General features: G+C 54.6%; 24 protein-coding genes, 5 tRNA genes and 1 pseudogene. 13 read left to right on the top strand and 17 right to left on the bottom strand.

Features of this window, described 5'->3' with window-relative positions; genetic code table 11:
- Nucleotides 1-10: 10 nt before the first annotated feature.
- The gene (locus AC0JZ1_RS08080) at nucleotides 11-1225 is read left to right on the top strand and encodes a UbiH/UbiF family hydroxylase (protein WP_471881877.1); all 1215 of its coding nucleotides are present in this window, start codon (nucleotides 11-13) and stop codon (nucleotides 1223-1225) included.
- On the opposite strand, the gene AC0JZ1_RS08075 is transcribed toward AC0JZ1_RS08080, so the two are convergent.
- Together AC0JZ1_RS08075 and AC0JZ1_RS08070 are read right to left on the bottom strand one after the other, a co-directional pair.
- Entirely contained in the window at nucleotides 1190-2152 is a 963-nt protein-coding gene (locus AC0JZ1_RS08075; RefSeq protein ID WP_471881876.1) for an AEC family transporter, read from the bottom strand. The genes AC0JZ1_RS08080 and AC0JZ1_RS08075 overlap by 36 nt on opposite strands.
- Nucleotides 2153-2158: 6 nt before the next feature.
- The gene (locus tag AC0JZ1_RS08070; protein WP_471881875.1) at nucleotides 2159-2905 is read right to left on the bottom strand and encodes a cytochrome c biogenesis CcdA family protein; all 747 of its coding nucleotides are present in this window, start codon (nucleotides 2903-2905) and stop codon (nucleotides 2159-2161) included.
- Between the two features lie 539 nt (nucleotides 2906-3444).
- Here AC0JZ1_RS08070 and AC0JZ1_RS08065 point away from each other — a divergent pair.
- A complete protein-coding gene (locus AC0JZ1_RS08065; RefSeq protein WP_471883389.1) occupies nucleotides 3445-3978 on the top strand; it encodes a DUF1003 domain-containing protein in 534 nt (177 codons plus the stop codon).
- Nucleotides 3979-4060: 82 nt separating this feature from the next.
- Nucleotides 4061-4306, top strand: coding sequence for a DUF982 domain-containing protein (locus AC0JZ1_RS08060; protein ID WP_471881874.1), 246 nt, complete (start codon nucleotides 4061-4063; stop codon nucleotides 4304-4306).
- 29 nt (nucleotides 4307-4335) lie between these two features.
- Here the strand turns inward: AC0JZ1_RS08060 and AC0JZ1_RS08055 are convergent, their stop codons facing one another.
- Both AC0JZ1_RS08055 and AC0JZ1_RS08050 read right to left on the bottom strand, forming a co-directional pair.
- Nucleotides 4336-5448 carry a GNAT family N-acetyltransferase gene (locus tag AC0JZ1_RS08055; protein ID WP_471881873.1) on the bottom strand — a complete coding sequence of 371 codons (1113 nt, stop codon included), beginning with the start codon at nucleotides 5446-5448 and terminating at the stop codon, nucleotides 4336-4338.
- A 138-nt stretch (nucleotides 5449-5586) separates the two neighbouring features.
- Nucleotides 5587-6575: pseudogene (locus tag AC0JZ1_RS08050) on the bottom strand (GlxA family transcriptional regulator).
- Nucleotides 6576-6710: 135 nt separating this feature from the next.
- Here AC0JZ1_RS08050 and AC0JZ1_RS08045 point away from each other — a divergent pair.
- Nucleotides 6711-7316 (top strand): FMN-dependent NADH-azoreductase, encoded by a 606-nt coding sequence (locus tag AC0JZ1_RS08045; protein ID WP_471881872.1) that lies wholly within the window; start codon nucleotides 6711-6713, stop codon nucleotides 7314-7316.
- 106 nt (nucleotides 7317-7422) lie between these two features.
- Here the strand turns inward: AC0JZ1_RS08045 and AC0JZ1_RS08040 are convergent.
- The 5 genes from AC0JZ1_RS08040 to AC0JZ1_RS08020 all read right to left on the bottom strand — a co-directional run bounded on the left by AC0JZ1_RS08040 (nucleotide 7423) and on the right by AC0JZ1_RS08020 (nucleotide 9236).
- Nucleotides 7423-7499: transfer RNA gene (locus AC0JZ1_RS08040), tRNA-Arg, on the bottom strand.
- A gap of 19 nt (nucleotides 7500-7518) precedes the next feature.
- Complete coding sequence (locus AC0JZ1_RS08035; protein ID WP_471881871.1) at nucleotides 7519-7824, bottom strand: ETC complex I subunit; 306 nt, start codon at nucleotides 7822-7824, stop codon at nucleotides 7519-7521.
- A gap of 135 nt (nucleotides 7825-7959) precedes the next feature.
- Nucleotides 7960-8036: transfer RNA gene (locus AC0JZ1_RS08030), tRNA-Pro, on the bottom strand.
- Between the two features lie 145 nt (nucleotides 8037-8181).
- Nucleotides 8182-8643 carry a DUF192 domain-containing protein gene (locus AC0JZ1_RS08025; protein WP_471881870.1) on the bottom strand — a complete coding sequence of 154 codons (462 nt, stop codon included), beginning with the start codon at nucleotides 8641-8643 and terminating at the stop codon, nucleotides 8182-8184.
- Nucleotides 8644-8657: 14 nt separating this feature from the next.
- A complete protein-coding gene (locus tag AC0JZ1_RS08020; protein ID WP_471881869.1) occupies nucleotides 8658-9236 on the bottom strand; it encodes a cold-shock protein in 579 nt (192 codons plus the stop codon).
- 213 nt (nucleotides 9237-9449) lie between these two features.
- Here AC0JZ1_RS08020 and gloA point away from each other — a divergent pair, with 213 nt between their 5' ends.
- From gloA to AC0JZ1_RS07995, 5 genes are all read left to right on the top strand, one after another.
- Nucleotides 9450-9890, top strand: a complete 441-nt coding sequence (gloA, locus tag AC0JZ1_RS08015; RefSeq protein WP_471881868.1) for a lactoylglutathione lyase — start codon at nucleotides 9450-9452, stop codon at nucleotides 9888-9890.
- A gap of 110 nt (nucleotides 9891-10000) precedes the next feature.
- A complete protein-coding gene (locus tag AC0JZ1_RS08010; RefSeq protein ID WP_471881867.1) occupies nucleotides 10001-10585 on the top strand; it encodes a hypothetical protein in 585 nt (194 codons plus the stop codon).
- A 157-nt stretch (nucleotides 10586-10742) separates the two neighbouring features.
- A tRNA-Glu gene (locus AC0JZ1_RS08005) sits at nucleotides 10743-10817 on the top strand.
- Between the two features lie 174 nt (nucleotides 10818-10991).
- A tRNA-Glu gene (locus AC0JZ1_RS08000) sits at nucleotides 10992-11066 on the top strand.
- Nucleotides 11067-11239: 173 nt separating this feature from the next.
- Nucleotides 11240-11314, top strand: a tRNA-Glu gene (locus AC0JZ1_RS07995).
- 92 nt (nucleotides 11315-11406) lie between these two features.
- On the opposite strand, the gene recJ is transcribed toward AC0JZ1_RS07995, so the two are convergent.
- The 5 genes from recJ to AC0JZ1_RS07970 all read right to left on the bottom strand — a co-directional run bounded on the left by recJ (nucleotide 11407) and on the right by AC0JZ1_RS07970 (nucleotide 16700).
- Entirely contained in the window at nucleotides 11407-13209 is a 1803-nt protein-coding gene (recJ, locus tag AC0JZ1_RS07990) for a single-stranded-DNA-specific exonuclease RecJ (RefSeq protein WP_471883388.1), read from the bottom strand.
- 81 nt (nucleotides 13210-13290) lie between these two features.
- Nucleotides 13291-13500 (bottom strand): hypothetical protein, encoded by a 210-nt coding sequence (locus tag AC0JZ1_RS07985; protein ID WP_471881866.1) that lies wholly within the window; start codon nucleotides 13498-13500, stop codon nucleotides 13291-13293.
- Nucleotides 13501-13598: 98 nt separating this feature from the next.
- Nucleotides 13599-14918 carry a homoserine dehydrogenase gene (locus tag AC0JZ1_RS07980; RefSeq protein ID WP_471881865.1) on the bottom strand — a complete coding sequence of 440 codons (1320 nt, stop codon included), beginning with the start codon at nucleotides 14916-14918 and terminating at the stop codon, nucleotides 13599-13601.
- A gap of 60 nt (nucleotides 14919-14978) precedes the next feature.
- Nucleotides 14979-16202 (bottom strand): LL-diaminopimelate aminotransferase, encoded by a 1224-nt coding sequence (locus AC0JZ1_RS07975; RefSeq protein WP_471881864.1) that lies wholly within the window; start codon nucleotides 16200-16202, stop codon nucleotides 14979-14981.
- A 99-nt stretch (nucleotides 16203-16301) separates the two neighbouring features.
- Nucleotides 16302-16700 carry a hypothetical protein gene (locus AC0JZ1_RS07970; RefSeq protein WP_471881863.1) on the bottom strand — a complete coding sequence of 133 codons (399 nt, stop codon included), beginning with the start codon at nucleotides 16698-16700 and terminating at the stop codon, nucleotides 16302-16304.
- A 135-nt stretch (nucleotides 16701-16835) separates the two neighbouring features.
- On the opposite strand from AC0JZ1_RS07970, the gene AC0JZ1_RS07965 reads away from it, so the two are divergent.
- From AC0JZ1_RS07965 to radC, 4 genes are read left to right on the top strand one after another with little or no spacing between them, the layout of a single operon-like run.
- The gene (locus AC0JZ1_RS07965) at nucleotides 16836-18677 is read left to right on the top strand and encodes a PHA/PHB synthase family protein (RefSeq protein ID WP_471881862.1); all 1842 of its coding nucleotides are present in this window, start codon (nucleotides 16836-16838) and stop codon (nucleotides 18675-18677) included.
- An 11-nt stretch (nucleotides 18678-18688) separates the two neighbouring features.
- A complete protein-coding gene (sfsA, locus tag AC0JZ1_RS07960) occupies nucleotides 18689-19405 on the top strand; it encodes a DNA/RNA nuclease SfsA (protein WP_471881861.1) in 717 nt (238 codons plus the stop codon).
- A gap of 30 nt (nucleotides 19406-19435) precedes the next feature.
- Complete coding sequence (gene map, locus AC0JZ1_RS07955) at nucleotides 19436-20272, top strand: type I methionyl aminopeptidase (RefSeq protein WP_471881860.1); 837 nt, start codon at nucleotides 19436-19438, stop codon at nucleotides 20270-20272.
- Nucleotides 20273-20279: 7 nt separating this feature from the next.
- Nucleotides 20280-21113 (top strand): RadC family protein, encoded by an 834-nt coding sequence (gene radC / locus AC0JZ1_RS07950; RefSeq protein ID WP_471881859.1) that lies wholly within the window; start codon nucleotides 20280-20282, stop codon nucleotides 21111-21113.
- Nucleotides 21114-21125: 12 nt separating this feature from the next.
- On the opposite strand, the gene AC0JZ1_RS07945 is transcribed toward radC, so the two are convergent.
- From AC0JZ1_RS07945 to AC0JZ1_RS07935, 3 genes are read right to left on the bottom strand one after another with little or no spacing between them, the layout of a single operon-like run.
- Nucleotides 21126-22934 (bottom strand): ABC transporter ATP-binding protein, encoded by a 1809-nt coding sequence (locus AC0JZ1_RS07945; protein WP_471881858.1) that lies wholly within the window; start codon nucleotides 22932-22934, stop codon nucleotides 21126-21128.
- Nucleotides 22931-23689 (bottom strand): DUF1028 domain-containing protein, encoded by a 759-nt coding sequence (locus tag AC0JZ1_RS07940; protein WP_471881857.1) that lies wholly within the window; start codon nucleotides 23687-23689, stop codon nucleotides 22931-22933. Before AC0JZ1_RS07940 ends, AC0JZ1_RS07945 begins: the two co-directional genes overlap by 4 nt.
- A 3-nt stretch (nucleotides 23690-23692) precedes the next feature.
- The gene (locus AC0JZ1_RS07935; protein ID WP_471881856.1) at nucleotides 23693-25480 is read right to left on the bottom strand and encodes a gamma-glutamyltransferase family protein; all 1788 of its coding nucleotides are present in this window, start codon (nucleotides 25478-25480) and stop codon (nucleotides 23693-23695) included.
- Nucleotides 25481-25487: the final 7 nt, after the last annotated feature.

Genomic DNA, 25487 nt, shown 5'->3' with positions numbered 1-25487 from the left:
AAGAGCGAAGATGCAGAACGTCGAGATTGCTGTTGTAGGTGAAGGTCTGGCTGGCTCCATCGCGGCACTGGCCTTGGCGCGAGCTGGAAGAAAGGTGGCGCTTGTCGCTCCCGTCACAGAGCGCAACGACCATCGCACCACCGCACTGATGGATCATTCCATTCGCTTTGTGGATAGCCTTGGACTTTGGGAGGATTTGCAGACGCAAGCGGCAGCGCTGACCGTCATGCAGATTCTTGATGGCACAAAGCGGCTGTTTCGTGCGCCGCCTGCACAGTTTCGCGCGCCGGACGTCGGGCTCTATGCCTTCGGCTACAATATTCCAAATCGAATACTGATGGAAAAGCTCAGAGCCGCCGTTGGAGCAGAGGCAAACATTGAGCGGGTGGATGCATCGCTGCAGACGCTTACTCTATCAAGCGATGTGGTTTCTCTAGGTCTTTCTTCCGGGGAGAAATTGGAAGCCGCCTTCGTGGTCGGGGCTGATGGGCGCAATTCGCATGTTCGTGAATCTGCCGCCATTTCCGTTCGTCGCTGGGCGTACCCGCAGACCGCAGTGGTGCTGAATTTTGCCCACGACGTGCCGCACAACAATGTTTCTACCGAGTTCCACACCGAAACCGGGCCTTTCACGCAGGTTCCCCTGCCCGACAATCGGTCTAGCCTCGTTTGGGTCGTAAAACCGCAAGAAGCCGAACGGCTTCTATCTCTCGAACTGGATAGTATCTCACGTGAAGTAGAGATGCGGATGCAATCGCTTCTGGGAAAAGTCAGTGTTGAGGAAGGTGCTGAGGCCTGGGCGCTTTCGAGCCTCATGGCGGATCGTTTCGGCAAAGGGCGCATTGCTTTGATCGGCGAGGCTGCCCACGCCTTTCCACCGATTGGTGCGCAAGGACTGAACCTTTCTCTTCGCGATGTCATCGAACTTGTTGAATTGCTGAAGTCCACCAACGGCGCTCCTATCGCTGCAGACCTGGGAGACCGTTTTAACCGCCGCCGTCGCGGCGATATCATGAGCCGCACCTTCGGTGTGGACCTGCTGAACCGCTCCCTTCTGTCGGATTTCCTGCCTATGCAAGTGGCACGCGCCGCTGGCCTTCATATGCTGACCTCAATCGGGCCGCTTCGCAACGTGCTGATGCGCGAGGGCGTGGAGCCCGGCCGCAGCTTGAAGGATCTGGTGGATACGCTACGGCATCCCTTCAACCGGCAAAAAACCGGCTGAGATCAGATATAACACCACTGGCAGCGTGAATACGGAGAGGATCGTCGTGATCAATACGGTCGCAGACGCTCTTTCCTGCCAAACACCGTAGTGTTGACTGATGACGAACACATTGGTTGCCGTGGGTAGTGCTGCGAGTAGAACAGCAGCATGAATCCAACTTTGTTCAAACCCGCCGACCAGCCGCAGGAGCAGATACATCAGAACTGGCAGCAACAAAAGTTTCGCAACAGAGATATAACCGATCTCCATTGGCACCTTTTTGAGCGGACGAAGCGCCAGGCTCACTCCCATGGCAAACAGCGCACAGGGTGCAGCAGCCTGTGCGAGGTATTCCACGAACTGGCTGACCGGCTGCGGTAGCTTGACATGCAAGGCCGCTACGACGAATCCGGCGGCTGTCGATAGAATGAACGGATGAAACACCACGCGCTTTAGCACATCGGCGGCCAAGCGCAGCGGCGGTCGTTCGTCGCCAACAGCAAGCGCCATCAGCGCCGGGGCGACGATGAAGTGGAGGGCATTTTCAAGGCAAACGATCAGCGCCACAGGCGTTGCCGCCTCTTCACCAAGAACAAGCAGCGCAAGCCCTGGCCCCATATAACCAATATTGCCGTAAGCGCCACCGAAAGCCTGTATCACGCTCTCACCGAGGCTGGCCTTGCGCCACCAGACCCCAACCATCAGCAATACAAAGTAGACGGTGTAGACTGAAAAGAGCTGCGTAAGAATGAAATCGAGCCGCGTCAGATCTTCAAATGGCGTTCGCGAAACAAGCTTGAAGAACAGCGCCGGCAGGGCGGCGTAAATAATGAAAATGTTCATCCAACCCAAGGCATCCACGCTCTGGCGGCTTACCCGCGCGGCGATATAGCCAATCAGGATCAATCCGAAGAAAGGGATGAGCAGGGCCAGTGTTGCAGCCATCAATGATCAACCGATCCGAGAGAGGATGGGGAAGCTTTGTTGAAACCAGATGGCGAGATCACTGACAAATCCGAACATAAAGGCTAGGCCAGTCAGGATCAGCAAAGCACCCATGATCTTTTCCATGAGGCCGAGATGTTTGCGAAAGCGGCTGAGGAAACGCATGAAAGAGCCAGAAAAGGCAGCCGCAATCCAGAAGGGAACCGCCAAACCCAAGGAATAAATTGCCAGCAGCACCGCCCCATCCGCCACAGTTTCGCGCGAAGCTGCAATACCGAGAATTGCACCCAGGACCGGCCCAATACAAGGTGTCCAACCAAAGGCGAAAGCCAGGCCCATGACATAGGCACCGGAAAATGTGGCGGGCTTGCCACCAGATTGAAAGCGCGCCTCGCGAGCCAGAAGACCAATCCTGAACAGGCCCAGGAAATTGAGCCCCATAACAATGATGATCAGCCCGCCGATTTTCGACAGGATATCCAGATGCTGCCGCAGCATCATGCCTATGGAGGTCGCACCAGCCCCTAGCGCTACAAAGACTGTGCCGAAGCCAAGGGTAAAAAATAACGCAGCGAACAGAACCGCACGACGACTCTGGACCGTCTCTACCTGTTCGGACCCCTTAAACTGATCAACTGAAATGCCTGCCATATAGCAAAGATAAGGCGGCACCAGAGGCAGAACGCAAGGAGACAGGAATGACAATGCACCGGCCAGAAGCGCACTCAACAAAGATATTTCTGCGATAGACAACTAAAACTCCCGGGCACCCACCCATAGGCATGATCTTTGAATACAGCGTCAGGATTCAATGTCCAAGGCGTGTCTCTGCTGAATGCGTTCCAATCGGAATAATATGCTGCAAGCTGTTTCGCCAATCATCTTTTAGCGACCGACCGCCGCGTCTCAACGTTAAGTCGAACGATCAGTTTTGCTGAACGTAGACGATGAAGCTTGTCAAATATGACAGTCTGTGTTGCTGTGACACTTCGCCGCGATGAGGAGCGGGGCGAATCTTTATCGTTTACTGGGAGGAGACACCAATGATTATTTCCGGCCTTGTTTTGGCTGCGGCATTTGGCGCAGGTAGCATTGCCTATTTCCGATGGAGAGATGGGATTTAGGTATAGCTGCGCTTCCGATTGATGGCTGAAAGGCCATCAATCCCAAATAGAGTGAAGCACGCGTAGCCTTCGTCCGCTAGGAAACATCCGCCCGCCTTGATGCGGCGCCGAGGAACTGTCACCTGCAGCATTGGTTTTGTTGGCATCTCTGTTCAACAAGGCACACTCATGGCAAGCCCGTTCGATACTGATCAAACAGACAGCTTCAACCAGCTTGAAAGAAATATTGAAGCCCTGCTGCAAAGGCGGAACGCCGAGATTCGCGAGGCGCCTATTCGAGACCGCGCCGCCGGAGTAATAACGCGTTTCGCTGGCTCAATGACCTTCGTCTATATTCATGCGCTGGTGTTCGGACTTTGGATTCTGGTTAACGTCGGAATGATTCCGATCCTGCCAAAGTTTGATCCATCTCTCGTCATATTGGCGATGGCGGCATCAGTTGAAGCGATATTTATATCGACATTCGTTCTTATCAGTCAGAATCGGATGGCCGCGGCAGATGACAAGCGAGCCGATCTGAACCTTCAGATTTCGCTGATGGCGGAGCATGAAATCAGCAAGCTCCTCAAACTCACTTCTGTGATCGCTCAAAGGCTCGATATCACTCTTGCAGATCAGGAACTCCATGAGCTGAAGCAAACTCTGTCACCAGAAAAAGTTCTTGATACAATCGAGCAAAAGCAGGCGCATCTCTCCGATTGAATAATATCGCGCAGCGGCCTCCTCGCTATCCGCCCCCATTCAGTCTAAATGGGCCTACCATGAAACTGTGTGAGGCATTGGCGTGACCAAAGATTGGACCAAGGGCGTTTCTCTGGCACTGGATGGGCCAGGACAATTCAGGACAATCAAAACACTCCAGGAAGCATCCTGGGCTTTGATCGATGATTGGCCATTGGAAGATGGTGAAGAATTAGACAAGGCATTGTTGGTTTTCGAAGCGGCGTTGAAGGGAAAAAAATCCCCAGAAGCTGCTCGCCTGGCCTTCATCGCCGCTGCTCACGAAGCAGGTATCGAGATTAAGGAATGACTTTGAGGAGTAGCCACGCCGTTCCTGTCCTAATGAAGGCGCGGCGTAAGACGGCGCAGCATGTTTTTCAACGGCTTCGCATGATGATAGACAGTTGATACCGCCGCACCACGTAAGGTCTGCGCACTGGTGACATTGTGCATCACCGTTTCAACGGCGCGGAAATCGCTTTTGTAGCCCGTGTTGCCGATGCCCATGTCCAAAATCCCCTGCCCTTTGGTGAACTGGTCCTGCATCGAAAAGAAATAGACCTGATTACCAACGGAATATTTGCCGTAGCGTTCACGGTCACCGCCAAGCTGTACAGCGTGAAAATGCCGCCCTCCTATTAGGCCGAACAGGAAGCTGATCGGTTCTCCGTTTATATAGCCCACATAAAGACCAGACTCGCCCGAAGCTGCACTGGCAATTGCATATTCAAGGTAAAAATTGAAATAGGCGGGGTCCTCGATCAAATCATTCTCGAACATACCGTGTCGTACATGCTGAAGAAACGCAAAAGCCTTCCTGATTTCCGCTTCGTCTGTAACCAGTCTATGTTCGTAGGCTCCAATTTGCTGCTCAACCTGCCTCAATTGGCGAGGCAAACGGTTGCTGATGGACTTGGCTAGGCTCTTGCGCCAAGTCTCAAAATCACTGCCGAAATCACAACGATAGGCAGCATGATCCGCAACGGATGAAACGCACTTTGGAAAGATCCGGCTTACATCAAATCCGTCGGACCTCAATTTTCTCAGCATCAAAAGGTCTGTTTTACGAATCAAATCCGCAATTTGCGCAAGTTGCCTGGGCGAGCGAGACACATCCTCCAGCACCGCGTTTTCGGCAACGATGGCATTGTAGTCACAAACTCCAAAATCGGCCGGAAGCAACATGCGAATGCCGCTCGCTTTTTGCACGACGAAAGGCATAAGCAGTTTCAGAACACCGTCAGTGACACGCCTGCCGGTAATCGTATATGGCTTGGCCGCAACTTTCGGCGCCAGCTTCTGGTTTAGCGAATGCATCCAGAGCGGAGCCTGAAAAGCTGTCGCATCCGATTTCTCGTAAAGAACGCGATATTCTTCAGATAAATAGTCGAATTGCGGTTCAACCTGAAATTCTAAATCCAAAGGATGGGGACCGTTTTCTAGTACCGGCATAGGCTTGGCTCCAGACACCGAGGCGCTGACAAGATAGGATGCGTAACGAGCCTATCATGGTGGCATGTCAGGTCATGGTTATTGGAGAACCTGGATCACATCAAAACATTTCTAATAGAGAGGTTACTAACTTAAATATCAACCAGCCCAAATCTTCCTGTACTCGCTGGGCGACATCGAAAACAATTTGGTAAAGCTTCGGCGCAACCCCTCCTCATTGGCAAATCCGCAATGAGTCGCGACAGCCTTAACCGGTAAGGCAGTGTCCACCAGCAGCGAACGAGCGATTTCTGTTCTCAATCGCTCCACACCACGGGCTGGCGTAACACCAGTTTCGCTAACATACCGGCGGGCGAAATTGCGCTCACTCATACCGCAGCGAGCTGCGAGGGCGGCGATGGATAGGTCTCCCTGAAGGTTATCAATAATCCAGTTATGAAGTTCGGCGAACCCGTCAGAAGCTTGCAATGAGAGGACAGCACTGAACTGTGATTGCCCGCCAGACCGCTTGAGGTAAACGACAAGGTCGCGCGCAATGGCCAGCGCGATATCACGCCCTAAATCTTCTTCCACAAGTGCAAGGCAAAGATCGATGCCAGCCGTCACGCCTGCTGAAGTCCAGATAGGTCCGTCCTGAATAAAAATGGGATCGGTTTCCACCCGAATATCGGGAAAGGTTCAGCGAGTTCGGGGCAGCGTTCCCAGTGGGTGACAGCGCGGCGACCATCAAGCAGGCCGCATGCGGCAGCAAGGAATGCCCCTGAGCAAATGGAAACCGTGCGCTGGGCGTCTATCGAACGCTGTTTGACCCACTCAATCAGCGGCTCGTCTTTGGCTGCCTCATTCACTCCCATGCCACCCGGCAAAACAAGGGTGTCCAGGGGCGTCACGATATCCGATAGAGGTTCTGTGAGAATGGGCAAACCTGCGGAACTTTGTACTGCCCCTCCCCCCACAGAAACCACCTTGAGCGTATAGGGCGGCATAGGTTGGTCGATTTTCGACAACTCATTGGCGCAAGCAAAAACCTGCAAGGGGCCGGTCAGGTCCAAAATTTGAATATCTGGGAAAACGACGAATTCTATTGTTCTTGAGACACTTGGCAGAATGTGAGGGCTATTTGGCATTTCAGTCGAGCAATTCTCTGGGTATCGCTAAAGCAAGGCGATGAAACATCTAAGATGATTGAACTCGTTGAATACAAACAGACTTCGCATCCCCGTCCAAGCGTTTTTACGCTTGTGCTGTAAAAGCATGAGAAAATGAACCTACTGCATATTGATTCGAGTATCTCCGGCGACAAATCCGTCAGCCGCGTCCTTTCTCAAGCGGTCGTCGATCAGTTGACAGCATCCAATCGTGGACTGATGGTCAGATACCGCGATGTCGTGGCAACTCCACTGGATCATCTGTCGATCGAGATGGCGAATGAAGCTGACAACGACGAGCTGATCTATCTACACAGATCACGTAACGAGGCACTGGCGACCGAAGTTTTGCAGGAGTTTCTTGCCGCAGATATCATTGTCATCGGGGTTGGGCTTTATAACCTCTCAGTCGCCAGCCAACTCAAGGCGTGGATAGACCGCATCATAATCCCGGACAAGACATTCCAATATCCGGCCAATGGTGCGGCAGGCCTCTGCAACAAAAAGCGCGTAATTCTCACCGTTGCGAGAGGGCAATCCTACAGGCAATCCGTTTTTCTAGCCCCTACAGAACATGCGGAGGCTTATTTACGCTCGGTTTTCAAATTTTTGGGAATCGATGATGTGGAAGTTATTGTTGCGGAAGGCCTAGCGACCGGAACGCTTCAGAAACTAAAAATTATTGACCGCGCATTGCAAGAGGTGCGCAGCCTCAGTTGACAAGCAAGGAACCGACGCCAGAGCTCAGACTACGCACTTTTCGAGAATTGCAGAATGACCGCGCGCGCGGGTAAAAACCAATGAAAACAATGTTTTGAGATTGATATGGCGACCCCTGCAGGACTCGAACCTGCGACCTACTGCTTAGAAGGCAGTTGCTCTATCCAGTTGAGCTAAGGGGCCTCATTCACACAAATCAGGATCAGTGCGTCCAGGGCTGCTGACGGTTGAAGCGGAAGTTGTCCGTGTAGGAGACGATCTGGCGAGCGCTTTCCTTAGGAGGGAGAACGCGGTACTCGATAGAGTTACGCTTTGCGTAAGCCTCTGCCTGCTCTTGAGATTCAAAAGTCAGGCGCACCTGCTGCTTCATGTCAGAAGAAGATGTATAACCGAGAATAGGATCAATTCGACGAGGCTCTTCCTGATCGAACTCGAGAACCCAAAGATGTGTCTTCGCCTTGCCGGATTGCATTGCAGTTTTTGCAGGACGATAGATCTTGGCGGTCATCTTAGCTCACGCTCCCGTTCACATATCGCAATCGGCGACATGAGGAAATCTAATTCCAGCTGCGGGCTTCGTCCACCACCGGAAAGCATGATGCTTCACAATATGACGGAGGAAGCTTAACCGCCGCTATATCGATGGTCGGAGTGGAGAGATTCGAACTCCCGACCCTCTGGTCCCAAACCAGATGCGCTACCAGACTGCGCTACACTCCGTTCCGCCGATGAGTGCGAGATACACGCTTCGATGCGGCCCCGCAACACCAAAATCGTCTTCCAGCATCGTTTTTTTTCATCATCCCACAGAATCGTGCAGCGCAACAAATGGGTCCGCCACCACCTGAGGCAATGATTGCTTTTTCTACCCGCCGTTACCGATACGATTGCTGAGGATGCGGTCGCCTTCTTTTATTCCATTTTGTTTCACCGCACCTGCATTGAGCTCCAGGGTGAAGCGCACCGGCCCGCCGGAAGGAATAACGGTTTCATCATGGGGTACTGCCCCCTCGTGAACATGCTGGACGATACCCGCTTCGTCGATGAACAGCATATCCAGAGGAATGAAGGTGTTCTTCATCCACATATTCACGACGCGAGGACGTTCGAAATCAAAAAGCATCCCGGCATTTTGCGGCATTTCTTTTCTAAACATGAGCCCCTGCTCACGCTGAAGAGAATCAAGTGCCAGTTCCACAGTGAAGGAGCGGTCACCCTTTGTGGTTCTGATGGTGAGCTGCTCTGTTTCAAACTTGAGCTGAGCTATCGCTAAGAACGGCAAAAACAGAAAGAGCGCCAAAATGGCGCTCAGACGAAAAGAATGCATATTTACAACCCACATTAGTGCGCACGAGTAGCGATTGAAGGGCCATCTGGATGAACTTCCGCAGCCATAAGACCTTTGTCTCCATCACCGAAGCGGACAAGAACCACTTGGCCTGGACGAAGCTCCGTTAGGCCATAGCGACGCAAGGTCTCCATGTGGATAAAAATGTCCTCAGTGCCCTCGCCCCGCGTCAGGAAGCCGAAACCTTTTGTGCGATTGAACCACTTCACGATGGCACGCTCCAACCCGCTGGTTGGGGTCACTTGCACATGGGTGCGCATTGGCGGCATTTGCGACGGATGGATAGCCGTCGATTGATCCATGGAGAGAATACGAAACGCCTGGTAACCACGATCCCGGCGCTGAATGAGCGCGACGATCCGAGTGCCTTCCAGAATGATTTGATATCCATCGCGCCTCAAGCAGGTAACGTGCAGAAGAACATCCTGCATGCCGTTATCGGGGATGATGAAACCAAACCCTTTCGCCACATCGAACCACTTAACCACACCTGTGATTTCGATAAGCTCGACTGGCTCCGCAGCGAGATCTTCGAAACTGGCAATGCCTTTCGATGAGATTCTATCAGCCATTCTGTCAGCCCCTGGGTTACGCGTCACGATGGCACGGTTAACTGATTCTTATAAGATATGTTAACATTGCGCCATTCGTCTAGCGCAAGTCCTACAACCCTCTTTTTCCCAACCTTTATCGCGCTTTCGCCTTGTCCGAGGCTGTTCATCACCTCATATCAAGAGCCCAACACGTTAACTCATGCACAAATCTTAGAGAGGCTTTTGCTACCCATGCGCTATCTGCACACCATGGTACGCATCAAGGATCTTGATGCTTCACTTGATTTCTACACACGCATATTCGGACTCGAGGAAGTTCGCCGGATTGAAAACGAAAAAGGGCGTTTCACTCTCATATTTCTAGCCGCACAGGAGGACGTCGCAAGTGGAAGCGGACGGCAAGCTCCGTTGCTCGAGCTGACTTATAACTGGGATGCGGAAGACTATGCCGGCGGCCGAAACTTCGGCCATCTCGCCTACGAGGTGGACAATATTTATGACTTCTGCAAGCGGCTTCAGGACATGGGCGTCACCATCAACCGGCCACCGCGGGATGGCAACATGGCTTTTGTGAAGTCACCAGATGGAATTTCGATCGAATTGCTGCAGAAGGGCCCGGCCCTGGAACCAGCAGAGCCATGGCTCTCCATGCCGAACACCGGCAACTGGTGAAACGATCTGAGTGCCGGCACGTCCGGCACTCACTCATCACGAAGCCCAAGCCTCACACAGGCTTCGCGTTGGATAGTGCAGACATCCTTCTAACGTGTGAGTCTGCCATCATGTCGCAAGCCAATGCGAAATGCCTTCCCCGCCTGATTACAGTTGCCATTGCACTGACGGCCAGCACTGCGCTTGGCGGATGCAGTGTCGATCTGCTTTCCAAAGTGGGGCTTGAAAAAAAGAAGCCAGCCACGGAAATCGCTCAATCTGCGGCGCCGCAAGAAATGGAAAAGGCTCAACCAGCACCCAATCACGTACGGGCAGCAGCCTATGTCGATCCGATGGTTGCCAAGCAAGAATCACAAAAACGCCCGCAGGCAGGACTTATCGCCGCCAATGATAAGCAGCCTGCCAAGACCCAGGTCCCGCAAAACATGATGGCGCAAGCCAGCACTGTTTCAGACCCAGCCAATGATCTTGGTCAAGTTGTCAGCCAACCTACCGCTGTGACAGCCAGCGCAAACAGCATCTATTCCATTGCCAACGCGCAAGTTGCCGCAGCCGAGGGTGTTCCCGCCTACGCACCAACGCGCAACATCAATCCCATGGCTGGAAGCGTGTTCAGCGCCCGCTTGCCCACCCAGGCACCCACGCCCGCACAGCCACAGGCTTCGACAGGGCCTGACAGCAATGGCATGTACTAACCACATGAATTATGTGGCCCACTGGGATCTAATCCTTTGAAAATAATCGAGAAAATCCTGCAATCCACAGGGCGAAAGCCGGAACAAATATTCTGGGCAACAGTTCAAAAGTCTCTTGCCTCTCCATGAGTCGCCCCATATAAGGGCGCCACAGCACGCGCCCTTCGTCTATCGGTTAGGACGCCAGATTTTCATTCTGGAAAGAGGGGTTCGATTCCCCTAGGGCGTGCCATTTCCTCACGTTATTGTTGACAGATGTCGTTTACGCAGAACTTGAGCACTGCGGCATGTCCTTTTGTTTTTGCACCACTTTCGCATTAGATGCGTGAGTTCAAAAAACTTGGCTGGTCTCTTATTTTTCTGCTTGCCAATCAAAAAATCAGCGCTATAACGACGCCCACAGCACGCGCCCTTCGTCTATCGGTTAGGACGCCAGATTTTCATTCTGGAAAGAGGGGTTCGATTCCCCTAGGGCGTGCCACTCTCTTCCCTTAAGCATCATTAAAAACAGTGCGACTGCAGCGATAGACTTGGCTTAATCCCCGATCGTCGGCACTGTTTTCGCATATGGATAAAAGCCAAAAATTCCTTGGATTTTTTGCATTTTGACACTTGCGTGACAGGCAACTCGCCCATATAAGGGCGCCACAGCACGCGCCCTTCGTCTATCGGTTAGGACGCCAGATTTTCATTCTGGAAAGAGGGGTTCGATTCCCCTAGGGCGTGCCACTGCCTTCCCTTAATCAAAGATGAATAAGCGTGTATGTTTCCTGCTCATGCAGGTGCAACGTTGCGTTTGATTGCGCTTAACCTGTGCAAGCTCACCCTGCCTTTGCGGCATCTAGAATGCGTAACTGAACTCGCCTACTGCCCTGCCAGTGGTCGGCCGAGAGGCATCCGGCCACATGCAGCTGGCTCCCACGGGAAGACAACAGCAACTGCCCGAGTGGTGTATCTCCGGCACGGAAAGCGATACCCTCCAGTCGGGCGCCATCCATCGCTTGAAGAACCACTTTCACATGCGCGACGCCGATGAGTCTTGCATCGACAACGCGATGTGCTGGTACGGCAAATACGGGTTGGCTGTGGCCAGAGCCATATGGCCCGGCCTGCTCCAACTGGTCGATGAGCGCAAGTGTTGCGCCCGACGCTGCAAGTGCTCCATCAATCTTTAGCACATGATTGGCCGCAAGTTCCGGCACAACAAGCTGGGCAGCAGCTTCAAAATGGGCGCGAACAAGGCCAAGTTTATCGCGTTGCACGGTCAAACCAGCAGCCATGGCATGGCCACCGCCCTTTGCCAGCAATCCATCCTCTACGGCGCTGCGCACCATTTTTCCCATGTCGAAACCGGGTATGGAACGCCCTGACCCAGTCCCCTTTCCGGACCCGTTAAATGCGATGGCGAAAGCTGGGCGCTTAAACTTTTCCTTCAATCTAGCTGCAAGAAGCCCCACGATACCGGGATGCCAATTATCCCTTGCTGTAACGATAACCGATGCGTTTTGGCCATCACCGTATTCGGCAATGACTTCCGCCTCAGCTTCCGCCAGCATTTGTGCCTCCATGGCCTGGCGCTCACGGTTTAGATCGTCCAGCTGTCCGGCAATTTCTTCAGCCTCAACTGAGTCGTCCAAGGTAAGCAGGCGGCTACCAAGCGCCGCATCGCCGATGCGACCGCCAGCATTGATGCGCGGGCCAATCAGGAAGCCGAAATGATAAGGCGTGACAGGCCCACCAAGGCCGGTACGGCGAAACAGGGCTGCAAGTCCTGCGTTTCCCATGTGTCTCGCCGCGAGCAAGCCTTTAACCACGTAGGCGCGGTTGAGCCCCTTTAGCGGAACAACATCACAAACTGTCGCCAATGCGACAAGGTCAAGCCAGCTTAGAAGATCAAGCGCATTCGCCTTCGGGTGATTTCGCTCGCGTAAGATACGCGCCGTTGCCACCAGAACAAGGAATACGACGCCTGCCGCGCAGAGATGTCCCTGCCCGGAGAGGTCATCATTACGATTTGGGTTTACCAGAGCTAGGCAAGGCGGCAATTGCGGTCCCATCTGATGGTGGTCAATGACTACCACATCGCATTTTTCTTCCGCCGCAGCGGCCAATGCCTCGTGACTGGTGGAACCGCAATCCACCGTCACGATCAGTTTCGCACCATCCAGAATAAGCTGGCGCATTGCCTCAGGGTTAGGGCCGTAGCCCTCGAAAATTCGGTCAGGAATATAAATATGATCCGGAACATCGAAGTAGTGCAGAAAGCGTGAGAGAAGCGCAGAGGAAGCCGCTCCATCCACGTCATAATCACCGAAAATGGCAACTCGCTCACGGCGCTTTATAGCATCGGCGAGGCGCATTGCCGCTTTTTCGCAATCAGCCAGCGTGCGGGGATCAGGCATCAATCGCCGAATCGTCGGGTCCAGAAAAGCTGGCGCATCATCGACGGCAACGCCCCTGCCTGCCAGCACACGCGAGATTAGATCAGGAATGCCGTGAAGTTGCGCGATTGCGAGCGCACGATTTTGCCCAGCCTGATCAAGCCGCGAAACCCAACGGTTACCGCTAACGGATTGCTCAATATTCAGAAATGCACGCTGGATAGGATCGACGGGCTCGTTCATGACGTCAAGGGTGTAAGCGAAGCGCGAAGCTTGCACAACAGGCATCACATCCCAGTCAAAACTACTTGCTTCAACTCTCTACTAAATAGTGAGCCAAACCGCTCCCGCACCGAGACAAATTGGCCAACTGGCAAGAGCAAGTGCCACACCCCAGTGATGCTCAACATTGTCCTCGGTTGCTGCCGAGGTCGGCTGCACCGCCCCCAGCCTATCCTCAAGCACAGGCCGAATATCCGCCAAGTGGTCGGATGACCGATCCTCGCGTCGATGAAATTCCAGAATCTTGGACATCACAAGCGCCTCCCTCGCAGGTGAATATTGCGAGAGTGTACGCCTTATTTCAGTTCAAGACCATAGATGAAGCTGGAGCAATGATAACGGCTTTCGCATCAAAGCGCCTTGGGGCGCTCGATACGAATTACCTGAGGCTCGCCCGCCAAATAGCTCCCGCTCTTTATGCCAGCCACAGCATTGCGGACCGACTGTTCGGTTGTTGCATGGGTCACCAGAATGATTGTCTTGGCGTTAGATGAGCTTCCACCATTGGCGTGCTGAACAATTGATTCGAGAGAAATTCCGTTCTGGGCCATTTGGGTGGCAACATTTGCAAATACGCCAGCGCGATCCAGCACGGTAAGACGGATGAAATAACCGCCCTCATGGCTTTGCATTTCTGCTTGCTTGTAAACAGCAAGCGCATTGGCAGGATTTCCAAGAACAGGCACGCGCTGAGCACCCGGTCGGCTCTTGGCAATGTCAGCAATATCACCCAGAACCGCAGAGGCAGTCGCATTGCCCCCCGCGCCAGGCCCCACCATCAGCAGTTCCCCTAGAATATCGGATTCGATTGCAACAGCATTTGTGACGCCATCCACCTGCGCGATGACCGAATCATGCGGCACCATCGTTGGGTGAACGCGCTGCTCGATTCCGCTTTCGGTGCGCTGCGCCACACCCAAAAGCTTGATGCGGTAACCGAGATCGGCTGCTGCCCTGATGTCTTCAATCGAAATATTCGAGATGCCTTCGAGGTAGATGGCGTCGGCAGCGATCTGCGTTCCGAAGGCGAGCGTGGTCAAAATAGCAAGCTTGTGCGCCGTGTCGTTGCCTTCAATATCGAAGGTGGGATCAGCCTCGGCATAGCCCAGGCGTTGAGCCTCCTTCAGGCAAGCCTCAAAGGAAAGACCCTCTTTTTCCATCCGCGTGAGGATGTAATTGCAAGTGCCGTTCATGATGCCATAGACGCGCGAGATCGTATTTCCGGTCAGAGACTCGCGTAGAGCCTTGATGACCGGAATGCCACCTGCAACCGCTGCTTCGAAATTCAGAAGCACGCCTTTCTCTTCAGCGATCTGAGCAAGTTCCACGCCGCAACGCGCCAATAGCGCCTTGTTTGCGGTGACGACATGGAGACCCCTCGCCAAAGCGGCTCGTACAGCACGATCCGCTGTGCCTTCCGCACCGCCAACAAGTTCCACCAAAACGTCGATATCTGCCTTATCGGCCATCTCTTCCGGGGTATCGAACCACTGTGCGAAAGATAGATCAACGCCACGATCTCGTGTGCGATCACGTGCACTGACAGCTGTAATTTCAATGGCGCGACCGCAGGTAACCGCCAATTCGTTGGCACGCGTTCTTAGGATTTTCGCGAGAGAAGCGCCAACGGTGCCCAGACCCGCAATACCGATTTTGAGGGCATCTGCCATAGTCCATGTCCTGTCGATAAAGAACGGGCGGCAGAACGCCGCCCTTTTTGACTGAAGTGTTTAGCGGTGGGAATTCAACGAAATCACGTTGTGAAGCGTGTCATCCGCATTGCCCAGAAAGCGTTTGATGTTTCTGGCAGCTTGACGAATCCGGTGCTCATTTTCCACCAAAGCGATGCGCACATAATCATCGCCATGCTCGCCAAAGCCAATGCCGGGCGCGACGGCGACATCAGCCTTTTCAATGAGTAGTTTGGAAAATTCCAGCGAACCCAGATGACGGAATTTTTCCGGCACCGGCACCCAGGCAAACATAGAGGCTGCCGGAGGTGGTACCTCCCAGCCAGCACGACCGAAACTTTCCACCATCACATCACGGCGGCGCTTATAGGTCTGGCGCACTTCCTCGATGTGCTGATCGAGATCCGGATCGTTAAGTGCAGCAGTCGCCGCCACCTGAATAGGTGTAAAGGCACCGTAATCCAGATAGGACTTAACGCGCGTCAAAGCTGAAATAAGCCGGTCATTTCCAACGGCAAAGCCCATGCGCCAACCGGCCATGGAAAATGTCTTGGACATCGAGGTAAACTCCACAGCGATATCCATCGCACCCGGCACCTGTAAAATGGAAGGCGTCGGCTTATCGTCAAAATAGATTTCCGAATAGGCTAGGTCGGAAAGAACGAAGATGCCGTGCTTCTTCGCGAAATCGACCACGTCCTTATAGAATTCCAATTCCACCACTGTCGCCGTCGGATTGGACGGATAGCAGAGGATCATTGCAATAGGCTTCGGAATGGAGTGCGCGACCGCCCGCTCGAGCGCCCGGAAGAACTCCTCGTTCGGCTCAACCGGAATGGAGCGGATCACGCCGCCGACCATCAGGAAACCAAACGCGTGAATTGGATAGGATGGATTAGGGCAAAGAACCACATCACCAGGTGCCGTGATGGCTTGCGCCATATTGGCAAAGCCTTCCTTGGACCCAAGTGTCGCAACAACCTGCGTATCCGGGTTGAGCTTTACGCCGAATCGACGCGCATAGTACGCAGCCTGCGCCCGGCGCAGACCGGGAATACCCTTTGACGACGAATAGCCGTGCGTATCAGGCCGCTGAACGGTTTCCACCAGCTTATCGACGATGAACTTGTTCGTCGGCAGATCGGGATTGCCCATTCCGAGGTCGATGATGTCCGCTCCCGCCGCTCGCGCGCTTGCCTTCAAACGGTTGACCTGTTCGAAAACATAGGGCGGCAGTCTGCGGACTTTATGGAACTCTTCCATAGCGAACCTCGTCAAGGCGTTGATTGAAGCGCCGCGACGCAACCTTTAAACGCCCCGGCACCATGATGCTTTGATGCCATTCGGAACCGAAGGCAAGTCCTAATTGGTTAGTTGCCGTTCGGTGTCCGTGCCTTGTTCGCTTGCCAGCTTTTTCAGCGCGTTGACGCGCCGCTGATATTCCGCTTCTGACACGGCACCGCTGGCGCGTGCACTCGCCAATCGGGAGAGCTGCGATTCGGCACTGGTAAACTGCTGATCGTCGATCTGCGTGTTGGCGGCAGTCAGCGGCTTATTGAAGGTGGGATAGGTTCCAGTGTCCTGCTTGGTCAAAGCCATAGGACGAGGAGCCTGCTGTTCACCAACCACTGTAGCCTGCGGTGACGTGCGAGGATTGCCGCTATCCAGCGCAAAGCTGTTGCATCCGGCCAAGGCCAAAGGCCATGCACACACGCACATGATCATCGGCAACCGACCCAACACGCCTGCCCGTTCTACCATTTTCGCAACCCTGTTCTTCACCTGTGGCCATAGCCTTCCGGCCCGCTATCGCTGGAACTTGTATTCTTTTTCGGGCAGAATGTAAAAACCAAAACAAGGTCACTCACAGGTGGCCGCATGGGGAGTGAGGACACCATGAATTCCAGCGGCCAATCCAGCCGTACAGGGGCGGAATCCGCCGGTTTCGACGCGCAAACGCTTGAAGCCTATATGGTGAAAGACCCTCAGGCATTGACGCTGAACCTTGCGCGTGCTGTCGAAAACTTCGGCAAGGCGGCGACCGAATGGCTGGGTCCGCGTGAACGTGGCGAGGTCATCGATCCCCTCGATCCTGTTACGGAAATGGTGAAAACCATCTCGAAAGTCATTGAATACTGGATGTCTGAGCCACAACGCACGATGGAAGCACATATGCTTCTGATGCAGTCCTACATGGGCATCTGGATGAATACGTTGCAGCGATTCACATTCGGCGCGGATATGGCAGAACCGGATACGCTTCCGAAAGACAAGCGATTCGCGGATGAAGACTGGCGCAAGAACCCCTTCTTCGCCTTCATGCGTCAGGTCTATCTCGTCACATCAAACTGGGCGGAAAAACTGGTTGAAAACGCAAACGGCCTCGATGAACACACGCGTCACAAAGCGCTTTTTTATGTGAAGCAACTGACCGCCGCCCTCTCGCCAGCAAATTTCGCGCTGACAAACCCGGAAGTGTTTCGTCAGACGGTTGCCAGCAACGGTGCGAACCTTGTTCAAGGCATGCGCATTCTTGCGGAAGATGTGGCAGCAGGCAGGGGCGAACTGCGCTTGCGCCAGACCGATGGCAGCAAATTCCGTCTCGGCGAGAATGTCGCCATCACCCCCGGCAAAGTCATTGCACGAAGCGAGGTCTGCGAGGTTATTCAATATAGCCCTTCAACGGAGACGGTCCTGAAGCGCCCTCTCCTCATCGTGCCGCCGTGGATCAACAAGTTCTACATCCTGGATCTTGGGCCAGAAAAAAGCTTCATCAAGTGGTGCGTTGACCAAGGCCATACCGTCTTCGTCATATCCTGGGTGAACCCGGAAGAGCGCCACGCCAAGCTCGCCTGGGAAGACTATATCCATGAGGGTATCGATTTCGCACTCGACACTGTCGAAAAGGCATGCGGAGAAAAGGAAGTCAACGCCATTGGCTATTGCGTCGGCGGCACCCTGCTCGCGGCAGCGCTTGCCCTTCACGCCAAAAGCAAAACAAATCGCATCCGCTCGGTTACCTTCTTCACGACGCAAGTGGATTTCACTCATGCTGGTGAACTGAAAGTCTTCGTCGATCAGGAGCAGATCGCGGCACTGGAGCATCAGATGAATGCGACCGGCTATTTGGCCGGGTCAAAGATGGCCGCAGCGTTCAACATGCTGCGGGCGTCGGAATTGATCTGGCCCTATGTTGTCAGCAATTACCTGAAGGGCGAAGAGCCGACACCGTTCGACCTGCTTTATTGGAATTCCGATTCAACGCGCATGACAGCCGCCAACCACGCTTTCTATCTGCGCAATTGCTATCTAGAAAATAGATTGAGCAAAGGCGAGATGGTCCTTGCGGGCCAAAAGCTCTCGCTGGCAGACGTAAAGATACCTGTCTATAGCCTTGCCGCGAAAGAGGATCACATCGCACCCGCACGCTCCGTCTTCCTCGGCTGCCAGTCTTTTGGCGGTGACGTGACTTATGTCCTCAGCGGCTCAGGTCACATAGCAGGCGTCGTCAACCCGCCCTCCAAGAAGAAGTATCAATATTGGACCAATGGGCGGGTTACAGGCACGCTTGAGGAGTGGATGAAGGATGCCCGGGAAACCGCTGGCTCCTGGTGGCCCCACTGGCAGGCATGGATCGAAAAGCAGGATAATAAGCGTGTAGATGCGCGAGTTCCGGGTGGTGATCGTCTCAACGCTCTCTGCGACGCCCCGGGCGAATATGTTCGTGTGAAAAGCTAAATCGCACCCGCATGGAGTTCTCGCATCCACTTGTGCAAGCAAAGCTGATCCGGCGTTACAAGCGGTTTCTGTTTGATGCCGAATTGGCAGACGGCACGCTTATCACCGGTTCCTGCCCCAATACCGGTTCCATGCGCGGGCTGACAGCGCCCGGCTCTGAAATATGGCTCTCGTTGCACGACAGCCCCACCCGCAAGTATCGGCATATGCTGGAACTGGTGAAGGCAGATGGAGTTCTGGTCGGGATCAATACGGCCATGCCCAACCCCATTGCTGAAGAGGCAGTACTAGGGGGCATCATGTCGCGCCTGCTGGACTACCCTACTCTGCGCCGGGAGCAGCGTTACGGCATCAATTCGCGAATCGATCTTTTGCTGACGAGCGAGATGTCACCTCCAGCCTATGTGGAAGTGAAGAATGTCCACTTCATGCGCCAACAAGGATTGGCTGAATTTCCCGATTCTGTCACTGCCCGTGGAGCAAAGCATCTGGAAGAGCTTGTAACAGTCGTAAAATCTGGCGCGCGCGGCGTGATGCTTTACGTCATCCAGCGCGGCGACTGCACCAAACTGCGCATTTGCAGCGATCTCGATCCCGCTTACGCCAAGGCTTTTAAGCATGCGCGGAAACAGGGCGTCGAAGCCTATGCTCTTAATTGCAAAATCACTCGTGAGGGAATTTGGCCCGACAGGCTGATCGCGATAGACGAAAGCGAGCAGGCTGATTAAAACCGCAGGAAGTGAGACGAAAGTGAATCCATGGTAACTTACATCGATGCGGTAACCGCGCCCCGTAAGAATACGGGCGCAATCAGGCTCTACAACACGACGGATGATTTCGACGGCATGCGCAAGGCATGTCAGTTGACAGCGCGGTGTCTGGATGAACTGGCGTCTATCGTTCAGCCTGGCGTCACGACAAACGCGATTGACCGCTTCGTGTTTGAATTCGGCATGGATCACGGGGCGCTGCCCGCAACCCTGAACTACCGTGGATACAAATACTCCGTCTGCACCTCGCTGAACCATGTTGTCTGTCATGGCATGCCGGAAGATAAGCCGCTTCGCGAGGGAGATATCGTCAACATTGACGTCACCTACATCGTGGACGGCTGGCACGGCGATTCAAGCCGCATGTATCCAGTCGGGCAGATCAAGCGTGCGGCCGAGCGTCTGCTCGAAGTCACCCACGAATGCCTGATGCGCGGAATTGCAGTTGTCAAACCGGGCGTTCGAACCGGCGCCATCGGTGAAGCAATTCAGACATTTGCCGAGGCCGAGCGCTGCTCCGTAGTGCGCGATTTCTGCGGCCACGGTGTCGGTCGGCTATTCCACGACAGCCCGAACATCCTGCACTACGGAAGCGCCAATGAAGGCCCCGAGCTGCGGGAAGGCATGATCTTCACCATCGAGCCGATGATCAACCTTGGCAAACCACATGTGAAGGTTCTCTCAGACGGCTGGACCGCCGTAACCCGGGACCGCTCCCTCTCCGCCCAGTATGAACATGCCGTGGGAGTAACGGCGACAGGCTGCGAGATCTTTACGCTTTCGCCTGGCGGTTTGGACCGACCTGGTTTGCCGCCGCTGAAATAGGTGAAAGATGCCGCGATCTTCAGAACCGAAGACCGGAAACTCCGGCCTCTCGGAAGAGGGTGAAGACTCTCTTGAACTTTTTCCGGATGAGCGAAGCTATTTTGCCGAGCAGGCGCCCAAGGCCAGCGCTCTGCGAAAGCCCGTCGCTCTGGATAAAGATGATGAGAAGACCGCGCATTATCACGGGCACCGTGAACGCTTAAGAAGCCGCTATCGGGAAAACGGCGATACCGCGCTGGCGGACTATGAAATTCTTGAGCTCCTGCTGTTTCGTCTCATCCCGAGGCGAGACACAAAGCCCATCGCAAAAGCTCTCATTGAGCGGTTTGGCAATCTGGCGGGCGTTTTTGGTGCGCCGGTTCAATTGCTGCAAGAGGTGAAGGGGGTCGGCGAGACCGTCGCCCTGGACCTAAAACTGATCGCCAGCGTGGGACAACGCATTCTGAAAAGTGAATTACGCGGCAAGCAGGTGCTTGGCTCCTGGTCCTCTGTTATCGATTATTGCCATGCGGCCATGGCCTATGAGGCACGCGAACAGTTCCGCATCCTGTTTCTCGACAAGCGCAATGTACTGATTGCCGATGAAGTGCAGGGGCGTGGAACGGTTGACCACACCCCAGTCTATCCTCGCGAAGTGGTTCGCCGCGCACTCGAACTCTCCGCGACGGCCATTATCCTTGTCCACAATCACCCATCCGGTGATCCGACCCCTTCCCGCGCGGATATCGACATGACCAACACGATCATCCAAACGGCGAAACCGCTGGGTATCACCGTTCATGACCACATCATCATCGGCAAAGATGGACACGTCAGCTTCAAAGGGCTTCGCCTGATCTGACGCATCCAATGCTTATGTGACTTGCACCAGATGCCCCGCTGACACTTCGCGATAGTGCCGCTTGGGCGGCTGGTAGTGCACGGGCCTCACAGGACTTTTCAACTCATCATCCATCAAGCCTCGGCGTATGCCGCGACGAGCAGGGTCTGGCACCGGCACCGCAGCAATCAGCTTCTTCGTATAAGGGTGCTGCGGGTTATCAAAGACTGCCGCGCGCGGCCCTATTTCCACGATTTCGCCCAGATACATCACGGCCACACGGTGGCTCACCCGCTCCACAACGGCCATGTCATGGCTGATGAAGAGGAAAGCGAGATCCAGCTGCTCTTGAAGATCAAGCAGAAGATTACACACCTGCGCCTTGATTGACACGTCAAGCGCCGAGACGGATTCATCCGCCACAATGACCTTCGGGTTCAGCGATAGTGCGCGTGCAATGGCAATACGCTGGCGCTGACCGCCAGAAAACTCGTGCGGATAGCGGTTCATCATAGAGGCGGAAAGCCCAACCCGCTCCAGCAGGTCGGCTACCTTTTCCCGCGCCTGAGCCTTTGTACCCATGCCATGCTTCAGGAAAGGTTCTGCAATCGCCTGCCCTACATTCATCCGCGGGTTCAGACTTGAGAACGGATCTTGGAAAATCATCTGAATGCTTTTGCGCATTTTTTGGAGATCAGACGTACCAAGTTCGCGAACGTTCAACCCATCAAGACGAATATCGCCTGAGGTCGGTTCGATCAGTCGCATGACGGAACGGCCCGTTGTGGACTTACCACAACCGGATTCGCCCACCAGTGAAAGCGTCTCGCCCTGCTTCAGATCAAATGACACATTCTCGACTGCGTGGATCGCTCCCGTCTGCCGGCTAAACAGGCCGGAATGCACTGGAAACCGAGTGGTGAGATTTTTCACCTGCAAAACAGGCTGCATTTCACGGGTTGGCGGCACAGCCGGAACGGGTTCCGTTATGATGCCCGTCGCGGTATCCACAATTGGAAAACGCAGAGGCGCATCTTGCCCCTCCATAGAGCCAAGCTTCGGCACCGCCGAAAGCAGAGCCCGGGTATAGGGATGCTCCCCGTAATGGAATATCTTTTCCGTCGGACCGCTCTCCACAGCATCGCCTCGGAACATGACAACCGTGCGATCTGCAATTTCCGCGACAACGCCCATATCATGCGTGATGAAGAGAACAGACATGCCCTCCTCTTCCTGCAGGGTCTTGATAAGGTCGAGTATCTGGCCCTGAATCGTCACATCCAGCGCGGTCGTCGGTTCGTCTGCAATCAGCAACCTGGGGCGCGATGCAAGTGCCATGGCAATCATTACACGCTGGCGCATACCGCCTGAGAACTGGTGCGGATATTCATCGAAGCGGGTATGCGCGTTAGGAATACGCACTTTCTCCAGCATGCGGATCGTTTCCGCGCGCGCCTCAGCCTTGGACATGCCCTTGTGGCGGGTTAGAACTTCCGAAATCTGCCGCCCGATTGTGAAAATCGGATTCAGGCTCGTCATCGGCTCCTGAAAGATCATGGACATATCGTTGCCGCGAACATGCCGCATCTCTCTTTCACTGAGCCCAAGCAAATTGCGACCGTTCAGCAGCACCTCGCCTTCGATGCGGCTAACGTCCTTTGCCAGCAGCCGCATGATGGAAAGCGACGTCACGCTTTTGCCAGAACCCGACTCACCGACAATCGCCAGTGTTTCACCGGGCGAAATGTCAAAGCTGATGTTGCGGACCACCGGCTTCCATTGCCCATCCACACGGAAGGAAGTGCTCAGGTTGCGAACTGAGAGAATGGGATTAGCAGTCATTGCGGCTTCCATGGTGTGGCATGGGATTGAGAGGCGCGGCCTTCAGCTTCACGCTCTGCTTCCAATGCAGCAATTTTCTGGTCGATGATGGTGCGGTCGATCATGCCATGCGGGTTCGCCTTGGTCGGCATTGTCTCCGCAACATGGAGATAACGTTCCTGCGCAACCGCATAGAGCCTTCGCAATTCGCCGAGAGGATCGGCATGATCGTCGGCGCGAATGTTAAGCCAGGCGTAGTCCTGATCCCGGAAAATCACCAGCGCGGCCGATTGTTTGCCGCGCTTATCTCCCCCGGCGGCTTCACCTGCCTCCATGGCAGCCAGCAAACGCTCTGCCAAAGGCAGCTGGTCGCTTTTCTTGTAAGCGCGAAGCGTTTGTTCAATCACTTGCGGACCGGCCAGCATGTTGCCAGCGACCGATACGTTCTCATCCACGAGATGACCCGCCCAATCCACGCATTTTGCGCCGGTAAAGGCAGCGTTCTGGCCTTCAGCATCAATCAGGTGGAGTTGACGCTGCTGAGCTCCATCATCAGCTGAAGTCAGTTTTTCAATGATTTGCTGCGGGCTTGTGCCTTGCTCCATAAGCTTGAGACCTTCGGTCCCATAAAGCGGGCTGACGAATGCCTGGGTGGCGATAGCGCCAAGCCCGCCGCGCATGTAGGGCACAGCTGAGCCAACCGCGAAGAAGCGGCTCGCAACAGCAATCCCCAAATATCCTGTTTCGGGGTCTCGGGCGACGATTGAGTAGGTCATAGCTTACCTTCCCACCGCGTAAGCCTGCATCAGGCGCGGCGTCGCGGCAGCTCGTAGCAACCCATCTGCATCGCGACGGGCAGCTGTCAGACGTCCAACTGTCCAGTGATCAGCAACCGTTACCTGATGACCGCGGCGGCGAAGCTCCTCGATTGTGCTTTCACCGAAGCCCGCCTCCACCATGATGTGACCCGGCTCCGAGGTTCGTGGGTAGAATGAGCCCGGAAAGTGCGTGGTATGGAATAGCGGCGCATCGATAGCCGCTTGTAGGTTTTTGGAGTGGTGGGCATAACGCAGGAAGAATGGCAGTTGCCACTGGTCCTGCTGGTCACCGCCCGGCGTGCCGAAAGCGAGTGTCGGCCTGCCCTGATGAAGCGCCAGCGATGGCGTGAGCGTCGTGCGCGGGCGCTTGCCCGGAGCAAGTGAGGTTGGCAAACCATCCTTTAGCCAGAACATCTGCGCACGCGAATTGAGCGCAAATCCAAGGCCAGGCACGATGGGCGAGCTTTGCAGCCAGCCGCCGGATGGGGTTGTCGAGACCATATTGCCCCAACGGTCGATGACATCGATATGAACCGTATCGCCCTTCTTCTCCGTCAGGTGAGACATCGTCGGTTCATAAACCGCACCCTTGCCGGAAAATTCCGCCAACATTGCCATGGTCGCATCGCGTTGATGCTCATAGCCCGGGACGAGCCCGGGGCGAAGCTCCATGGAAGCCGTAGAATCAATCAGCTTTCGGCGCTCGTCATTGTAACCATCGGAGAGCAGATATTCCGTCGGGATCTGACCGAATTCCGGATCGCCGTAATAGACCTCACGGTCAGCGTAAGCGAGCTTCATGGCTTCCACCACATGATGCACAAAGTCTGGACCCGTTGGGTCCATGCTTTCCAAATCAAAGCCTTTGAGAAGCGCCAGAGATTGCAGCAGAACAGGCCCCTGCCCCCAGGCTGGTGTCTTGGCAACCGTCCAATCGTGGTAATCGAATGTCTGCGGAGGTTCGATGGTGGCGCTGTAACCCGCCATATCTTCCGCAGTCAAAACACCCTTATGGCGCTGGCCGCTGGCATCCATCACTTCGGCTGTCTTCAGGTAGCTATCAATCGCTTCCGCCACGAAGCCACGATAGAAGGCATCGCGTGCTGCTTGCACCTTATCTTCCCGGCTACCCGACTTCGCTTCGGACTCGGCGATGATGCGCTTCCAGGTTTCCGCAAGAACGGGATTGCGGAAGTTGGCGTGCGGTTCCGGAGCAACTCCGCCCGGAAGCCATGTTTCGTGCGATGTCGGCCATTCCTTGGCGAAGAAATCCGCCAGCCCTTTGATCGTAGCGGAAACGCGTGGCAGAACCGGGTGACCATGTTCGGCATAATAGATTGCTGGCTCCAACACCTCGCGCACAGACATGCTGCCATAGTTCTGCAGCATCAGCATCCAGCCATCGAAAGCACCGGGAATGACAGTAGCCAGCAGGCCATCGCCCGGAATAAGCTTCATGCCTTCAGCGGTGTAGTGCTCGATAGTCGCCTTGGCGGGTGCGGGACCCTGAGCACAGATCACTTCGACCTTATCCGTTTTCTTCGAATAGATGATGGCGGGCATATCTCCGCCCGGCCCGCAAAGGTGTGGCTCAACCACCTGAAGCACAAAGCCAGTGGCCGCCGCCGCATCGAATGCGTTGCCGCCCTTTTCCAGAATACTCATGCCAACTGCCGAAGCGATCCAATGCGTGGAGGTGACAACGCCAAAGGTGCCGAGAATTTCCGGACGTGTTGTAAATTCAGTCATCAATCGG

The organism is Affinirhizobium capsici, assembly GCF_977018625.1.
Note: the sequence above shows the minus strand (reverse complement) of the source record. Positions and strands in the feature narration are given on the sequence as shown.

Excerpts from the sequence above, each read along its gene's own strand:
- gloA (WP_471881868.1), top strand. The coding sequence starts at position 9,450 with ATGCGCTATCTGCACACCATGGTACGCATCAAGGATCTTGATGCTTCA.
- AC0JZ1_RS08075 (WP_471881876.1), bottom strand. The coding sequence starts at position 2,152 with ATGGCTGCAACACTGGCCCTGCTCATCCCTTTCTTCGGATTGATCCTG.
- AC0JZ1_RS07975 (WP_471881864.1), bottom strand. The coding sequence starts at position 16,202 with ATGGAAGAGTTCCATAAAGTCCGCAGACTGCCGCCCTATGTTTTCGAA.
- AC0JZ1_RS08055 (WP_471881873.1), bottom strand. The coding sequence starts at position 5,448 with ATGCCGGTACTAGAAAACGGTCCCCATCCTTTGGATTTAGAATTTCAG.
- AC0JZ1_RS08020 (WP_471881869.1), bottom strand. The coding sequence starts at position 9,236 with ATGGCTGATAGAATCTCATCGAAAGGCATTGCCAGTTTCGAAGATCTC.
- recJ (WP_471883388.1), bottom strand. The coding sequence starts at position 13,209 with ATGAACGAGCCCGTCGATCCTATCCAGCGTGCATTTCTGAATATTGAG.
- AC0JZ1_RS07935 (WP_471881856.1), bottom strand. The coding sequence starts at position 25,480 with ATGACTGAATTTACAACACGTCCGGAAATTCTCGGCACCTTTGGCGTT.
- map (WP_471881860.1), top strand. The coding sequence starts at position 19,436 with ATGGTAACTTACATCGATGCGGTAACCGCGCCCCGTAAGAATACGGGC.
- AC0JZ1_RS07965 (WP_471881862.1), top strand. The coding sequence starts at position 16,836 with ATGAATTCCAGCGGCCAATCCAGCCGTACAGGGGCGGAATCCGCCGGT.
- AC0JZ1_RS07945 (WP_471881858.1), bottom strand. The coding sequence starts at position 22,934 with ATGACTGCTAATCCCATTCTCTCAGTTCGCAACCTGAGCACTTCCTTC.
- sfsA (WP_471881861.1), top strand. The coding sequence starts at position 18,689 with ATGGAGTTCTCGCATCCACTTGTGCAAGCAAAGCTGATCCGGCGTTAC.
- AC0JZ1_RS07940 (WP_471881857.1), bottom strand. The coding sequence starts at position 23,689 with ATGACCTACTCAATCGTCGCCCGAGACCCCGAAACAGGATATTTGGGG.
- AC0JZ1_RS08065 (WP_471883389.1), top strand. The coding sequence starts at position 3,445 with ATGGCAAGCCCGTTCGATACTGATCAAACAGACAGCTTCAACCAGCTT.
- AC0JZ1_RS08025 (WP_471881870.1), bottom strand. The coding sequence starts at position 8,643 with ATGCATTCTTTTCGTCTGAGCGCCATTTTGGCGCTCTTTCTGTTTTTG.
- AC0JZ1_RS08010 (WP_471881867.1), top strand. The coding sequence starts at position 10,001 with ATGTCGCAAGCCAATGCGAAATGCCTTCCCCGCCTGATTACAGTTGCC.
- AC0JZ1_RS08080 (WP_471881877.1), top strand. The coding sequence starts at position 11 with ATGCAGAACGTCGAGATTGCTGTTGTAGGTGAAGGTCTGGCTGGCTCC.
- radC (WP_471881859.1), top strand. The coding sequence starts at position 20,280 with ATGCCGCGATCTTCAGAACCGAAGACCGGAAACTCCGGCCTCTCGGAA.
- AC0JZ1_RS07985 (WP_471881866.1), bottom strand. The coding sequence starts at position 13,500 with ATGTCCAAGATTCTGGAATTTCATCGACGCGAGGATCGGTCATCCGAC.
- AC0JZ1_RS07980 (WP_471881865.1), bottom strand. The coding sequence starts at position 14,918 with ATGGCAGATGCCCTCAAAATCGGTATTGCGGGTCTGGGCACCGTTGGC.
- AC0JZ1_RS07970 (WP_471881863.1), bottom strand. The coding sequence starts at position 16,700 with ATGGTAGAACGGGCAGGCGTGTTGGGTCGGTTGCCGATGATCATGTGC.
- AC0JZ1_RS08035 (WP_471881871.1), bottom strand. The coding sequence starts at position 7,824 with ATGACCGCCAAGATCTATCGTCCTGCAAAAACTGCAATGCAATCCGGC.
- AC0JZ1_RS08045 (WP_471881872.1), top strand. The coding sequence starts at position 6,711 with ATGAACCTACTGCATATTGATTCGAGTATCTCCGGCGACAAATCCGTC.